This window comes from Pseudomonas sp. YL2 (genome assembly GCF_023063025.1).
Taxonomy (GTDB): Bacteria; Pseudomonadota; Gammaproteobacteria; order Pseudomonadales; family Pseudomonadaceae; genus Aquipseudomonas; species Aquipseudomonas putida_A.
This window is the reverse complement of the sequence record NZ_JAJSLU010000010.1, coordinates 229,709-243,139: the sequence shown is the minus strand read 5'-3', so window position 1 is coordinate 243,139 and position 13,431 is coordinate 229,709. Positions and strand designations below refer to the sequence as shown.

Below are 13,431 nucleotides of genomic sequence, written 5' to 3'. Positions count from 1 at the left end.
TCCTGAATCTGCCGTCAACCGTTAATTTCAGTTTTCTATCAATGCACCGAAAAAGCCTGCTTATATATAGACGCACCGTCAACAGATGCGCAGCATACGGTCCATCGCCTAAAACAACGCCTTCGGATGATGCCTCACAATGACAGCCCAACTTCCTGGATCCCGGCCCTTGCCCGGCTCCCGAATACGCCCTACCCCAGCGCCCCTGCTCAATCCAGGCGAGACCGTGGTGCTGTTCGACGGCGTCTGCAAGCTATGCAACGGCTGGGCGCGTTTTCTGATTCGCCACGACAACAAACAACGAGTGCGCCTGGCGGCAGTGCAATCGCCAGAAGGTCAGGCCTTGCTGGCATGGCCCGGTCTTCCGGTGGACGAATTCGACACTATGGCGGTGATCCGCGACCAACATTACTGGGTGCGCTCCGATGCGTTCTTCGAAGTGATTGCACAACTGCCGGCTCGTTGGTCGCCGATCACGCTTCTGCGAGTTTTCCCACGAGCACTTAGAGACTGGACCTACGACCGCGTGGCACTGAATCGCTATCGGATCTTCGGCAAGTACGACACCTGCCTGTTACCCGACCCCGATCACGAACGACGCTTTCTCAAGTCGCCAATGTGAATGCTCAGCTACATCAACTGCAGCCACTGCCCCGGCGACATCTTCGTCACCATCATCAAGACAATCACGAACATCCCGAGAAACCCGCAAACGCCCATCCAGAACCACTGCCGATAAACAGCCCGGTAATCAGCATCAAGCCTTGCGCCACATTGCACCGCGTCCGCCGCCATCCCCAGCAACCGTTTCTGCAGCAACAGCACCGGCAACCAAAGCGAGCCCACTATAAAGAACAGGATCAGCGACATCAGCACCCAGTCCGTGGTCAAGGGCAGCCCGGAAAACCTTGTCAGCCAATAACCCGTCGCGATCTGGATGAAGCCCGCCGGCGTGGTGATCCAGGCGTCATAGCGCACGACCATCTTCGCCACATGTGCGATCAATTGCGGATTGGCCGTGCGACTGGCGGCGATCAGGTACAGATAGGAACCCATGCCGAAGCCGAAGAGGAAAACCGCAGCGATGACATGCACGTACTTCACGCTCAGATAAAGCATGCTCAACGCATCCCGTCAGAGAACATCACGGACAGGCCAAGATTCTGCGGATCGTTGATCGCTGCCACGTATTCGTCGACGCTGATCTCACCAACACATGGACGAGCCCCCGGTTCGGGCAAGTAACCTCGAGCGATCTTCGCGGCCAGAGCGACGGCAGCACAACTAGGGATCTCCGGCCCCTTGTCATTCAGCGCGGTCAGTTGCGCCATCATCGACAACGGCTGGTCGTTCAAACCGACACCTCGCACATCTATATACATTGCACTTTTGCCATCACCGAAACGCTCAAACCATGTCCCCCAGCGATGCAACCGGGCCGCCCACACCCTGTGGTCACGCACCAGCCCTTTCCTCATCGCCAGCGCAAACAGATAATTGGCTACGCCGCCGAGCTTGAGGCCAGCGCCTGCCTTGAAACTCAACGTGTGCGCACCAAAGCGGCTGGCAAAGATGTCCATGTCCGGCACATCAACATTGGCCAGCGCACGAGTACCCAGGTTCTGCAGCTTGCGCAGGGTCAGGTCTTCCCAGCCCATCACCTCATGCACTTGACCATTGCGCAGTTGGCGGACCGGTTTGCCCGCATACGCCAGCACACCCTCAATCGTCGACAACCCCGGCATTTTCGCTGACGAGGAAATGCCGTGTTCGATCGAGTCGATGCGTTTGAAGTGATGGCGCTGCTCATCGATGATCGCCGACGACAGCGTCGGCACCGAACTGCAACCACTGAGGATGGCGACACCGGCCTCCCTCGCCCGTGCATCGAGTGTGCCGATGCCATTGACGAACGTCCGGCAGTCCGCCAGATCGCAATAATTGACGCCCGCCTCGATGCAGCTTTCGGCCACTGCATAGGATTGCCCCTGAAAAGGGCCGCCCGTGTGAATCACCAATTGAATATTCATTGCGCGCAGAGCAGCGGTGAAACCGGCGCCCATCGCATCACCACACCAGCGCTCGCAGCTCGCCCCCAACTCAGCGACCTTGCGCTCCAGCTTCTGCGGATCGCGCCCCGAGATCGCCAGTTCGACGCCCGGCATGTCGATCAGATGCCGACAAACGATACTGCCAAAGTTTCCATACCCGCCAACCACCAACACCCTGAGTGCCATCAACTCTTCCCTGAACAATTCAACAACTGACCCGTAACCGGATTCGGCGCAGCTTCCCTGATATCACCGGGCCGGGCAAGACAGCATCGGTAAGAGTTAGCGCAATGTCGGCCAGATCGATTCCAGTCACCGGCATGACATGCAGCGCTGGCGACGGCCATATCAACTTGTACGATGTCTTATCACAGGGTATTACTACGTCTCCTCAACAAAAATAAAACCACGGAGATCGCTACATGGACTCATTCCTGTCCGCCAAGCCTGAAAGCCTTGATCAAGCGAAAGGCAATACCCGCCGCAGTTTCCTGAAAAAGTCGCTCGCTGTTTCCGCCACGCTCGCCACTGTCGGCAGCGCCGCACTGCCCCGCTTCTCCGATGCCGCCGAACCCTTGAGTCAGCGCTACCCTGATCCACTGATTCATATCCTCGACGACAGTTTCCTGGAGCTACGCGTTTTCAACGCCAGTGTTGAAAAACTCGCCACCGGCATGCGCTGGGCCGAAGGACCGGTGTGGGTCGGTGATGGCCGGTATCTGTTGGTCAGCGACATCCCCAATAATCGCATCATGCGCTGGGACGAAATCACCGACTCCTTCACGGTGTACCGCGAACACTCAAACTTCTCCAACGGCATGTGCCGGGATCGACAAGGGCGTCTGATCGTTTGCGAAGGCTCCACCACCACTGGCGAAGGGCGCCGCATCACGCGCACCGAACACAATGGCACGATCACCGTGCTGGCCGACAGTTTCGACGGCAAGCCCTTCAACTCGCCCAACGACATTGTCTGCAAAAGTGATGACTCGATCTGGTTCACCGACCCGCCATTCCAGACCGGCAACAACTACGAAGGCCACAAAGTCACCCCGTCCCAACCCCACGCCGTGTACCGCATCGACGGTGAGAGCCAAAAAGTCACTCGGGTAATCGACGACCTCAACGGCCCCAACGGCCTGTGCTTTTCTCCCGATGAAAAGACCCTGTATGTCGTCGAAGGTCGCGCCAAGCCCAATCGCCTGATCTGGGCAATTGCGGTGAAAGACGACGGCACCCTGGGTGAACGTCGCAAGCACATCGAAGGCTTGGACTATGCCGCGATTGACGGCATCAAGTGCGACGAAGCGGGCAACCTGTGGTGCGGCTGGGGCGGTAATGGTGATCCCAAGGCCGACCTGGAAAAACTCGACGGCGTGCGTGTTTTCAACTCGCAGGGCAAGGCCATCGGGCACATCTCGCTGCCAGAGCGCTGCCCGAACCTGTGCTTCGGCGGGCGCGAAGGCAATCGACTGTTCATGGCCAGTAGTCACTCGATCTACTCGTTGTTTGTAAATACGCGTGGGACTACGTTTGCGTTGTAAAAGCGACGCCGGTCTCGCGACAGTTCCGTGAGTAGCGAAACAAGATCTTGCCGCGCATACGAGGCTGCGCGGTGACGATCCTTGTCGCTGAATTATCGTTCGATAGCATGCCGCCCTGTATCGACGGCGCCGCCCAAGGGAGACGTCAGAGTGCCTGGCCCTTGGCTATGCAATACGCGTTGACGAACGTTGCCGTGTGCTGCAAAGCCTGACGTATATCCGGTTTGGCTATTCCATGCCTGTTGGCAAATTGCTCGACCGCCGCGGTGTTGAAACGAGTGGTCTGGATAAAGTCCAAGGCTTCGGGTTTTGTATTCAAAAACCACGCGACCGGAGGAATACTCAGTAGCCACTTCAGCAGTCGGAGTGAAATGTGATGTTTGGGAGACTTCAAGCCCAAAGGTTTAGCCACCTGTGCCAGGAGTTCTCGCAAGTTTGGCGTTTGATCATCAAGCGCCAGCAGTTCCTCGCCCACCATGGCAGGATCAAAAGCACAAACAGCCACCAGTTCGACCAGATAATCCACGGTGACCAGTGGCAGCCAGTGCTCGGCGGTACCGGGCACTGCAGTCAGCTTGCCCTGCACCAGGTTGCGTATCAGCGCCACCAGCGGCTGACCGTCAACGATATGCCCGGTGCGGCTGTGGCCACAGACCGTCGCAGGGTGGACAACGGTCATCTCACCACCCTTGGCGGACATGACCTGCTGGGTCGCAAAATGCGCCTCCAGCTTGCTTGCCTCGTAACCACCGACACGCCGGTAGACGGCGGGCCAGTTCGTCAACTCCGGCTGACGAGGATCAATGCCGATGCGTTGCAGATGTTCATGATTGTTCAGCATGTAGCCGCCGATCATCACTAAACGGCTTTTTTGCTCAGCCGCCAACCGCGCCACACGCTTTGCCCCCTCCACATTCACCGCACGAGACTGCTCCATCGAAAGCCCCCATGCGAAGTGAGCGCCCAGATGGAATATGACGCTGGCGCGCCTCAGCACCTCCTGATCAGCCAGGCTCAGCCCGAGATTGTCCTGTTCCAGATCGCCAGCCACGGCAAATACCCGTGTCGCGCACCCGCCTAAACTATCAACTTGCTCGCGCAACGCAGCCAGCCGCTCCGGGCGACGCATCAACACCCGAAGGGTGTGACCTTTTGCACTCAGGTTCGCCAGCAAATGTTGACCGATGAAGCCGGTTCCCCCCGTGACAAAGCACTCCACGCTCATTTCCCCTGCTCCTTGTTGAAGGTGAGAAATCAAGCGTAAAGTATCGACCCAACTCTACAGTCAAGCGGTGTTTTCATGAAAATCGGCGAACTCGAGGCTCGCAGCGGCGCCAGCCGTCATACGTTGCGTTACTACGAGCAGATCGGCCTGATCTCACCGCTGCGGCAAACCAACAATTATCGTGTCTATACCGAGCAAACCCTGCAGGATCTGGACTTTATCCAGCGCGCGCAAAGCATGGGATTTTCCTTGGGGGAAATAGGCGAGATTCTGGATGCGCAGCGCAACAAGCTGATCGATTGTGCTGATGGTGCAAAGCTGATTGAAAAGAAGATGGCCGAAATCAAACAGAAAATTGCCAACCTCCAAAGCATTCATCGGTATCTGGATGTAGAGCGTGCGACCCTCGAAGCGAGTGCTGCCAGGCAACTTGAGCTTCAACAGTTGAGCGACGCTGCCAATCATTGAGCCTACGGCAAATGCCGTGGGGAGACTCCTGCGCAAAGTGTTCTGCCTGCAACATCCTGCGCCACAACGGTGTGCCGCTGGGCAAGGCGGATTATGTGCAGCACATGTTTGCGTATCTAAGGAAGTAATTGCAGCGCGAGCTTCGGGTCAATCAGGATTGACCCGGAGTTTTTGCAGAAGAAACGCCAGTGACTCCACCGCCCCGTGATAACTCTGCGTTGAACGCTGCGTATCCCATGACATGGCATCGTCCACACAGAAATCGCCAACGCATTCCATGCTCAGATCCTCATCGAGCAGTCCGAGCGGAATCCACACGTAAGGTGATCCGCGAAGCGGGTTGGGCAAAGTCGAGCCGCATTGTGCGCAGAAATCATTCCTGTAACCGCTGGGTTTGACCCAACTGCTGATCGAGTCCTGCCCTGCGTCCCAACGAAAGTCCCGAGCGCTGACCAGAGTAGCGAGGTTGAACCCGACACCGGTTTGTTTGCGGCACAGTGAGCAGTGGCAGCGATAGAAAAAGCGCGGTTCCACTGTGAGGGAGAAGCGTACTGCAGCGCAAAGACACTGCCCTGTTATCACGGATATCTCCTTTGGACGAGCGCTTGCGCATCCATGCTGAAGTTTCAAAACCGCATTCTAGCGATCTGCGACCGTATGACCTTGGCCCGAAATAAGAAAACTGCGCCCACAGTTTGCCATCGGTTGACTTGGCGGGCTCTCGTCAGAACGTCCGCCAACGTCAAGATTGAAATGCCTTGCGACTCACGCCGAACGCTTTTCCACCCAGCGCCGATATTGCCGAGTGCGAAACGCCATGGCGATCTGCTGCAAAATCAGCGCGCGTAACGGTGACACCCCCGGATCAGGCTTTTGCGCCCGACTGAGTTTACCCAGCTGAAACTTCACCACCGCCATGTTCGCCAGGGCCGCAATGGCCTTGTTTTTCCAGGTGATCGGCGGTAATTGCGGGGCGTTGTCCTTGCCCTGCAGCCAGTCACGCGGCAGGTACGGATCGATGGCCAACGCGGTACCGATGCCGACCATGTCCACACCACTCTGCACAACGCTTTCGGCCACCGGACGACGGCGGATGCCGCCGGTGACCATCACTGGCATTTTGGCAACGGTCTGAAGGTCCCGGGCAAATTCGACGAAATAGGCCTCGCGAGCCAGGGTTCGACCATCACGCGCCTCACCCTGCATGGCCGGAACTTCGTAGCTGCCACCGGACAGTTCCACCAGATCCACGCCCAGATCGTTGAGCAGTTCAACGACCTTTTTCGCATCGTCAGCGGTGAATCCGCCGCGCTGGAAATCGGCGGAATTGAGTTTGACCGCTACGGCAAACTCTGCAGAAACCACCGCCCTGACTGCCTTGACGATCTCGACCAACAACCGCGCGCGGTTCTGCAGAGAGCCGCCCCACTCGTCCGTCCTTTGATTGGTCAGTGGCGAGAGAAACTGGCTCAACAGATAGCCATGAGCGGCGTGGATTTCCACCCCAGTGAAGCCGGCCTGTTCACCCAGGCGTGCGGTATTCGCAAAACGCTGAATGACGTCTTTGATCACACTTTTGGTCATGGCGTGGGGCGTGGCGAAACGCTTGGACAGTTTGCCCAGCTCCAGCGGCACCGCTGACGGCGCCCAGGTTTTCTGCCCGAGGTTGGACTGCATCTGGCGCCCCGGATGATTGATCTGCAACCAGAACTGCGCACCGGCAGAACGGCCGATCCGCGCCCAGCGCTCGAACTTGTCGAGTTGCTGATCATCCTGCAGCACCACGCCGCCCGGCCCGGTCATGGCGCGGCCGTCGACCATCACGTTGCCGGTGATAATCAGCCCGGCACCACCGTCGGCCCATGCCTGATACAGACGCATCAGTTCTGCAGAGGGCGCCTGGTCGGCGTCCGCCATGTTTTCTTCCATGGCGGCTTTGGCGATGCGGTTCTTGATGGTTGAACCGTTGGGTAAGGTCAGGGCGTCGAACACATTCATGGGGCAGTCCTCAACTGGAGATGAGGTCACCATAAGATTGAAGTCAACTTTAAGGTCAATGACTTTTTTCAAGGGCATTCAATGTTGATTTCGCTCGACCCAGGCAAGTGCGTCACCAGATCCGCGCCCAACAACCGCGCAGGTGTGTAGGCACCGCCGGGCGGACGTGTCTGCAACAGATAGCCAACCACCGCCAACGCAGCGTCGATCGTCAGGCTGTAAACGTTCGCGGTGTGCACGCGGGCGACTTTGCTTTCACCGCGCGCATTGCGGGCCTCGCCCCACACATAGGTGCCTTGGTCAGCACGTTTTGCCTGATCCGGGCCGGTCACTGTCTTGCCGATGCGCGCCTTGAGCAGCCGCTGCACAAACGACAGTCCCAGCAACGGACGAATCCAGTTGGCGAGCCTGGCGCCGCGAATCATCCCCGCCGAACCCGGTATGAACACCTCGATATTGGCGATGCCGGTGGTGTGCCAGGCGGTGGACACATCGCCCCAGGGGATGGTCATCGCCAGCTTCTCCCCGGCACCGAAATCGATACGCCGTACCCGATAGGCCAGCGGCACGGAAACGATCTTGCCGTCGCGTCGGACCTTGCCACCCTGCGCCAGGCCTTCGATTGAAGTCTTGGCAGTGCCGGGTGAAAAGCTCGAACGTGAATCGAAGCCCAGCGCCAGATGCGTCGCATCCGGCAGCGCGTCTTTCAGGGCGGCGGCAACGCAGTCGGTCGGGACTACATCGAAGCCGACGCCGGGGCAAATGACTGACCCTGCTGCCCGCGCCCGCTCATTCAGGGACTGCGCATGTTCGAATACGGCAATCTCGCCAGTGATGTCCAGATAGTGTGCGCCGGCTCGCAGGCAGGCCTCGATCATCGGCGCGGCGGTCGCGGAAAACGGCCCCGCGCAATGCAGAATCAAACCGTGGCCCTTGATCTGCGCCAGCAACCGCGCAGGGTCGTCCAGACCGAACACCCGGGCTTCGAGACCCAGTTCCCGGGCCAACGCTTCGACCTTGTCGCGGCTACGTCCGGCCAACACCGGCCTGAGTCCACGCCTGACGGCATCGCGAGCGATCAGTTCGCCGGTATAGCCGTTGGCGCCATAAATCATCCATTTCATCGGTGTATCCGGTAGGTCTTGCTGACTCATGCGTGGCTCCTGAGTGGATTGATGACCGGCGTTATTGCCTTGCCCAATCAGCGTCAGACGCTAGCGTTAAAGTCAGGTTGAGGGTCAAGCAAAAGTCCGATGGCATCGACGCAAATTATTCGCAGCAGCGGGGTTGACCTTGAAGTGAGGTTTAAGGTGAGCATGCGCCGACCTGCTTGCTCGATGGAGCCCGGATGATGCTCAAGACCCTTGTTTCCTCTGCCCTGTTATTGATAGGTGGTGCTTTCATGACGTTTGCAAATGCTGAGTCGGCGGCTATCAAGGATCGCCAGATCCTGGTGATCATGACCAATCACGCCAGCTATCCCTCTCGAACCGATACCACCGGGTTGTGGCTGACCGAACTGACCCACTTCACCGATGTGGTGGAAGCCGCCGGCTACACCACTGTGTTTGCCAGCCCCAAGGGTGGCGCGGTGCCTCTGGACGAACGCAGTCTGGGCTGGTTGTACATGGACAAGGCTGCGCGGGAGCACTTGCAGTCCCCTGCGTTCCGCGCGCGCCTGGCCAATACGCTGCCGATCGCCGAGGTCGATCCGTCCCGCTTCGGCGTCATCTACTTCACCGGGGGCCATGGCGTCATGTGGGACTTTCCCGACAACCCTGACCTGCGCCGTGTCGCCGAAACCATCTACAACCAGGGCGGCATCGTGTCGGCCGTGTGCCATGGCGTAGCGGGTCTGCTGGATCTGAAGGACAGCCAAGGCCAATTGATCATCAAGAACCGAAACATCACCGGTTTCTCTGACCGCGAAGAGCTGCTCTCGGGCATGAAAAATCAGGTGCCATTCTTTCTTGAGGACCGCTTGGTGAGCCAGGGCGCGCACTACCGCAAGGGCTGGCTGCCGTTCACTTCATTTGCCATTACCGATGGAAGACTGGTGACCGGCCAGAACCCTCAATCGCCCAAAGCCGTGGCTGAAGCCGTGATGGCGGTGCTCAACGCCGACGAACGAACGCGCTAAATCTTTTTGTAGTGCCTACCCACCGGAGAAAGTCCGATTGAAACTCGCAAGCGCCGTTTTAACAGGATTGCTGATCACCACTTTTGCCAACGCTGCGTTGGCGGAGACACCTGAAATGTCCGACCTGACCGAGACCACCACCATCGACATTGCCGGCCACCCGGTGCCCGTCGTCAAGGGTGGCCTCTATGACCGCTTTCGCTCCAATCCGCCGTTGTCGGTGATTGCCGCCGAAGTCCCGGGCGTTGATTTAAGCTGGTTCAAAGGACTGGAAAAGCACAAGGTCGACATTGGCTTCGAGTCCTATTCCCCAAACTTCTACTACCAGAACAGTCGTGTCACGGCGATCTATACCGCCGACCTCGACCGGCTCCGGGCGTTGATGCCGCCCGAAATACTGGCCACCGTGCAACCGCTGCAAGTCTGGCCAGGACGTGGCTTGATCGCATTCACTGCGTACACCTACGAGCATTGCGATAACGACGCCTATAACGAAGTTGCCGTGTCGATCATCACCAACAAACCCGGCAAAGCCAACCTGGGCCCGCTCACGTTGATTGGCCAGTCGATGTCAGAAGATTTCTGGGGTTATGTGCTCAAGTTGCCGGTCAATACCGAGCTGGCGCGGGTGCGCGGAGTGGTCGGTTACAACCTGCCGAAGTGGCTGACCGGCATTGATCGCAAAGAAAACGGGCAATCCGTGATCTATGAGATCAGTGACAGCCAGACCGGCAAACCGGACGTGTCCTTCACTGCGAAGAAGCTCGACAAACTGTCGCGCGATGAGGATATCGTCACCAGCAGCTTTACCAACCTCGATCACCAGGGCCAACTGGCCTATGGCTACGCGGTGTCGCGCCAACTCAGCCACGGTTCCAGCCGGGACGCGGATGCCGCCACGCTGACACTGGGCGATGGCAGCCTGTCGAACTACTTGCGCGACTTGAAGCTGGGGAAAATGCTCAAGTACGAATATGTCCCTGAGTTCCAGAGTGCGCTCTATGCGCCAAAACCGCTTGCCACGCTGGTTGGCAATCGCTGAAAGCGGTAACGCCCGTCAGGCTCTGGATGTCTGACGGGCGTTTGCTTTTCTTGCCGCAGCTGCTGGCTGCTTGTCGGGCGCAGAAACCACGCCTTCTTCGCACAGCCGTTGGATCAGCCTCTGCGCATTGTCCGCACACGCCATCCCCGCAGGCTTGCTCTCGATCCCCTTGATGACCAGCAGCAGTTGCTCCTTGTTCTGCGCCAGCCGTTGCTGCAGGACTTCGATTTCTTCGACCTTTTGCCTCAAGCCACTGAGCAACTGGTCGTGCTGCCAGCCACTCGCGTTCATCGGCATCAACTGACGAATTTCCTCCAGGGAGAAACCTGCCGCCTGCGCGCCGGTGATGATATGCAACACCCACTGTGTGTCGGGGGCGTAATCGCGATAGCCATTGGCTTTGCGCGCGACCGAAGTGATCAACCCGCTCGCTTCGTAGAAGCGGATACGTGATGGCGCCAGTCCGCTGATTTTTGCCAGTTCACCAATTCTCATGTCCGACTCCGCAGCACGTTAACCTTGAAGCTGACTTTAAACCTGAAGGAGTGCAAGAGCCAACACGACAGATCACGCCAGCAACTCAGTCATCCACTGCACCTGTCGCGCAACCTCTTCCAGCCTCTCCTCGGGCACAGCCTGGCGTGCCTGTTTGAAGCTGCTAAGGGTTTTCTGTTTCTGCCTTAAAGAACGCTGCCATTTACCGAGGAATGCCGGGCTGCGTGCTTGCATCAGCAATGGGCCGAAGTACAACTGTTCGGCGCTGTAGCTCAGCGGTGCGCCGCGCTCGGCGACGATGATTTCGTAGAAGAAACGGTTTTCCTGCAGCACTTCTTCTTCGAGAATGCGGTAGCCGTTGTCCATCAGCCATTGGCGCAGGGGTTGCTCGCCGCCGTTGGGTTGCAGGATCAGCCGCTCGTGCCCGCGCAGGCGCGCCTTGCCGCTGTCGAGAATGTCGCGAATCGTCTCGCCGCCCATGCCGCAGAGGCTGATCGCGGTAATCCCGTCATCAGGTTCGATCGCCGCCAGGCCACTGGCCAGACGCACGCGGATGTGCTGCTGCAGTTCGTTGTCGCACACCGTGCGCACCGCGGCATGGAACGGCGTCAGCGCCACCTCGCCGGCCACCGCCGCAACGACAGCACCACGGCGCATCAGCGCCACCGGCAGATAGCCGTGATCCGAGCCGATATCCGCCAAGCGCGCGCCGGCCGGTACATGCGCCGCCACCCGCTCCAGTCGCATGGACAATGTGTGTTCGTTCAACTGCCGCCCTCTTCCCCAGCCATCGCCGGCGCTGCTGGCCGGACAAGGGGCGCGACTCTAGCGGGCAATGGTGGGTATTTCAAATCCGGGCAGCGCCTTACTGCGTCGGTGTGACCAGTGGCTGCAGGGGCAAGGCTGCAACGGCTCAACCACCTAGCCACTGCGTCGATTCACGCTTACCATACCCACAACTCGTATTACCGCGGCTGCTGACAAACTGGCCAGGGCGCGCCAACTGGGCATGAGCTATCCCATCCGCACCACCCGCCAATTGCTGGATCAAGTGTGACCAATCTCCTGTTCGTTTGCAGCCGCAACCAATGGCGCAGTCCGACGGCGGAAGCGATCTGGCGCCGTCGGCCCGGGTTCGAAGCCCGCTCGGCAGGCACCAGCCCCAACGCCCGCAAACCGATCGGCCCGGCGGATATCCGCTGGGCCGATGTCATCTTTGTCATGGAACGCAAGCACCTCAATCGCCTGCAAGCCGAATACACCCGATTACTTGAGCACAAGCCGATCCACACGCTGGATATTCCAGATGACTATCGCTTCATGGATCCCGAGCTGGTGGATATTCTTGAGGACGCCGTGAAGCCTTATCTCGAGCCTCGGGCTTAGTGCTCAGGCTGCCATCCTCATCACCGTACTTTCAAATTGAGTAGAAACATGAACCGCCAAAAGAAACTGCAGCAGTTGTTCAAGGAAAAGGCCAAAAAGGCCAGCGCCAAACTGGCGCCGAAAAAGCCCAAGTACATCAGCAAGGCCGACCGCGCGAAACTGGCTGCCGAAGCGGCGGCCGAACCGGTTGAAACCCGTGAGAGTTGATTCGCTGCTTCAGGCGTCGATTAAACGTGCTTTACAGATACGCCTCGATGTTCGCGATTGCCCGATCGATGTAGAGCTCTTTCTCGCCAACGGGCGTCACATAATGAAACGCGTTGCGGGTGGCCTCCACACCGGCCAGACGGGCGATGAACCAGGCCGCCATATATTGTGAGGACAGGCAACCGCCAGCGGTGGCGACATTGCCCTTGGCCATGAACGGCTGATTGAGCACCGCCACACCGGCCTCCTCCACCCAGGGCTTGGTGATCAGATCGGTACAGGCTGGGACGTCATTGAGCAGGCCGAGCTTTGCCAGGATCAGCGTGCCCGAACACTGGGCGCCCAAGAGCTGGCGCTGCGGATCGAGCCGTAGCCGCGCCATCAGCTCGGTATCCGCCACGATATCCCGGGTCAGACTTCCGCTGCCCACCAACACCGCGTCCGCGTCGCTCGCCTCCTCCAATGACACCTGAGCCTCGATTACCAGGCCATTCATCGAACGCACTTTTTCCGTCGGGCTGGCGATCGACACGCGCCAATCGGGCTGTTTGACCCGGTTGAGAATGCTGAACGCGATAAGCGAATCCAGTTCGTTGAAGCCTTCAAAGGTCAGGATGGCGATGTGCATGGTGAGTCTCTAAATGGGCGATGACTCATCGTAAAATCTGCCGCTTATCACAATCAAAAAATTGTCATGGGTACATTGCAGGCGACATCGACGGGCATTTGATACACCGGCTACGCGCCACGGAAAGGACGGCTGAACAACCGCGTCGTCTCGCCCTATACCTTCTCAGGCGACCACGCCTGCATGCCTGCAAGGACAGATCGGGCTGTAGCTTTCAGCCAGTGGCTGTAGGAAAGTGGCGAACATC

16 protein-coding genes and 1 pseudogene are annotated in these 13,431 nt (G+C 58.6%); 8 read left to right on the top strand and 9 right to left on the bottom strand.

The features are described from left to right. Positions 1 to 169 precede the first annotated feature (169 nt). A complete protein-coding gene (locus tag LVD08_RS16495) occupies positions 170 to 622 on the top strand; it encodes a thiol-disulfide oxidoreductase DCC family protein (RefSeq protein ID WP_247268676.1) in 453 nt (150 codons plus the stop codon). 8 nt (positions 623 to 630) lie between these two features. Here the strand turns inward: LVD08_RS16495 and LVD08_RS16490 are convergent, their stop codons facing one another. Together LVD08_RS16490 and LVD08_RS16485 are read right to left on the bottom strand one after the other, a co-directional pair. Further along, entirely contained in the window at positions 631 to 1,119 is a 489-nt protein-coding gene (locus LVD08_RS16490; protein WP_247268675.1) for a DUF2269 family protein, read from the bottom strand. 2 nt (positions 1,120 to 1,121) lie between these two features. Beyond that, a complete protein-coding gene (locus LVD08_RS16485; RefSeq protein ID WP_247268674.1) occupies positions 1,122 to 2,237 on the bottom strand; it encodes a saccharopine dehydrogenase family protein in 1,116 nt (371 codons plus the stop codon). Positions 2,238 to 2,473: 236 nt separating this feature from the next. Here LVD08_RS16485 and LVD08_RS16480 point away from each other — a divergent pair, with 236 nt between their 5' ends. Next, entirely contained in the window at positions 2,474 to 3,595 is a 1,122-nt protein-coding gene (locus tag LVD08_RS16480) for an SMP-30/gluconolactonase/LRE family protein (RefSeq protein ID WP_247268673.1), read from the top strand. Between the two features lie 145 nt (positions 3,596 to 3,740). Here LVD08_RS16480 and LVD08_RS16475 read toward each other — a convergent pair whose 3' ends face one another. Then, positions 3,741 to 4,820, bottom strand: a complete 1,080-nt coding sequence (locus tag LVD08_RS16475) for an SDR family oxidoreductase (RefSeq protein WP_247268672.1) — start codon at positions 4,818 to 4,820, stop codon at positions 3,741 to 3,743. Between the two features lie 75 nt (positions 4,821 to 4,895). Between LVD08_RS16475 and LVD08_RS16470 the strand changes: the two genes are divergently transcribed. Both LVD08_RS16470 and LVD08_RS16465 read left to right on the top strand, forming a co-directional pair. Continuing rightward, positions 4,896 to 5,288, top strand: a complete 393-nt coding sequence (locus LVD08_RS16470) for a MerR family transcriptional regulator (RefSeq protein WP_041074696.1) — start codon at positions 4,896 to 4,898, stop codon at positions 5,286 to 5,288. Positions 5,289 to 5,329: 41 nt separating this feature from the next. Further along, positions 5,330 to 5,416: pseudogene (locus LVD08_RS16465) on the top strand (DUF1993 family protein); the annotation flags it as partial. 19 nt (positions 5,417 to 5,435) lie between these two features. Here LVD08_RS16465 and LVD08_RS16460 read toward each other — a convergent pair. From LVD08_RS16460 to LVD08_RS16450, 3 genes are all read right to left on the bottom strand, one after another. Next, positions 5,436 to 5,870: a GFA family protein gene (locus LVD08_RS16460; protein WP_446739756.1), complete on the bottom strand. Its 435-nt coding sequence runs from the start codon at positions 5,868 to 5,870 to the stop codon at positions 5,436 to 5,438. A gap of 183 nt (positions 5,871 to 6,053) precedes the next feature. Beyond that, entirely contained in the window at positions 6,054 to 7,286 is a 1,233-nt protein-coding gene (locus tag LVD08_RS16455) for an NADH:flavin oxidoreductase/NADH oxidase family protein (RefSeq protein WP_247268671.1), read from the bottom strand. A 68-nt stretch (positions 7,287 to 7,354) separates the two neighbouring features. Then, the gene (locus tag LVD08_RS16450; RefSeq protein ID WP_247268670.1) at positions 7,355 to 8,440 is read right to left on the bottom strand and encodes a saccharopine dehydrogenase family protein; all 1,086 of its coding nucleotides are present in this window, start codon (positions 8,438 to 8,440) and stop codon (positions 7,355 to 7,357) included. A gap of 194 nt (positions 8,441 to 8,634) precedes the next feature. Here LVD08_RS16450 and LVD08_RS16445 point away from each other — a divergent pair, with 194 nt between their 5' ends. Continuing rightward, positions 8,635 to 9,426: a type 1 glutamine amidotransferase domain-containing protein gene (locus tag LVD08_RS16445; protein ID WP_097087841.1), complete on the top strand. Its 792-nt coding sequence runs from the start codon at positions 8,635 to 8,637 to the stop codon at positions 9,424 to 9,426. Between the two features lie 37 nt (positions 9,427 to 9,463). Further along, the gene (locus tag LVD08_RS16440; protein ID WP_431061417.1) at positions 9,464 to 10,468 is read left to right on the top strand and encodes an acetoacetate decarboxylase (ADC); all 1,005 of its coding nucleotides are present in this window, start codon (positions 9,464 to 9,466) and stop codon (positions 10,466 to 10,468) included. A gap of 15 nt (positions 10,469 to 10,483) precedes the next feature. Here LVD08_RS16440 and LVD08_RS16435 read toward each other — a convergent pair whose 3' ends face one another. Beyond that, positions 10,484 to 10,963 (bottom strand): MerR family transcriptional regulator, encoded by a 480-nt coding sequence (locus LVD08_RS16435; protein ID WP_247268668.1) that lies wholly within the window; start codon positions 10,961 to 10,963, stop codon positions 10,484 to 10,486. A gap of 72 nt (positions 10,964 to 11,035) precedes the next feature. Continuing rightward, the gene (locus tag LVD08_RS16430; RefSeq protein WP_342453907.1) at positions 11,036 to 11,731 is read right to left on the bottom strand and encodes a tRNA (adenine(22)-N(1))-methyltransferase; all 696 of its coding nucleotides are present in this window, start codon (positions 11,729 to 11,731) and stop codon (positions 11,036 to 11,038) included. 285 nt (positions 11,732 to 12,016) lie between these two features. Here LVD08_RS16430 and LVD08_RS16425 point away from each other — a divergent pair, with 285 nt between their 5' ends. Both LVD08_RS16425 and LVD08_RS16420 read left to right on the top strand, forming a co-directional pair. Then, entirely contained in the window at positions 12,017 to 12,349 is a 333-nt protein-coding gene (locus tag LVD08_RS16425; protein WP_247268667.1) for a low molecular weight protein tyrosine phosphatase family protein, read from the top strand. A gap of 48 nt (positions 12,350 to 12,397) precedes the next feature. Then, the gene (locus LVD08_RS16420; protein ID WP_081730283.1) at positions 12,398 to 12,556 is read left to right on the top strand and encodes a DUF2986 domain-containing protein; all 159 of its coding nucleotides are present in this window, start codon (positions 12,398 to 12,400) and stop codon (positions 12,554 to 12,556) included. A gap of 31 nt (positions 12,557 to 12,587) precedes the next feature. Here LVD08_RS16420 and LVD08_RS16415 read toward each other — a convergent pair whose 3' ends face one another. Beyond that, the gene (locus tag LVD08_RS16415; protein WP_096797689.1) at positions 12,588 to 13,184 is read right to left on the bottom strand and encodes a DJ-1/PfpI family protein; all 597 of its coding nucleotides are present in this window, start codon (positions 13,182 to 13,184) and stop codon (positions 12,588 to 12,590) included. Between the last annotated feature and the right edge of the window lie 247 nt (positions 13,185 to 13,431).

Coding starts and splice junctions, on each gene's coding strand:
- LVD08_RS16475 (WP_247268672.1), bottom strand. CDS start 4,820: ATGAGCGTGGAGTGCTTTGTCACGGGGGGAACCGGCTTCATCGGTCAA.
- LVD08_RS16445 (WP_097087841.1), top strand. CDS start 8,635: ATGATGCTCAAGACCCTTGTTTCCTCTGCCCTGTTATTGATAGGTGGT.
- LVD08_RS16420 (WP_081730283.1), top strand. CDS start 12,398: ATGAACCGCCAAAAGAAACTGCAGCAGTTGTTCAAGGAAAAGGCCAAA.
- LVD08_RS16490 (WP_247268675.1), bottom strand. CDS start 1,119: ATGCTTTATCTGAGCGTGAAGTACGTGCATGTCATCGCTGCGGTTTTC.
- LVD08_RS16480 (WP_247268673.1), top strand. CDS start 2,474: ATGGACTCATTCCTGTCCGCCAAGCCTGAAAGCCTTGATCAAGCGAAA.
- LVD08_RS16435 (WP_247268668.1), bottom strand. CDS start 10,963: ATGAGAATTGGTGAACTGGCAAAAATCAGCGGACTGGCGCCATCACGT.
- LVD08_RS16485 (WP_247268674.1), bottom strand. CDS start 2,237: ATGGCACTCAGGGTGTTGGTGGTTGGCGGGTATGGAAACTTTGGCAGT.
- LVD08_RS16450 (WP_247268670.1), bottom strand. CDS start 8,440: ATGAGTCAGCAAGACCTACCGGATACACCGATGAAATGGATGATTTAT.
- LVD08_RS16415 (WP_096797689.1), bottom strand. CDS start 13,184: ATGCACATCGCCATCCTGACCTTTGAAGGCTTCAACGAACTGGATTCG.
- LVD08_RS16470 (WP_041074696.1), top strand. CDS start 4,896: ATGAAAATCGGCGAACTCGAGGCTCGCAGCGGCGCCAGCCGTCATACG.
- LVD08_RS16455 (WP_247268671.1), bottom strand. CDS start 7,286: ATGAATGTGTTCGACGCCCTGACCTTACCCAACGGTTCAACCATCAAG.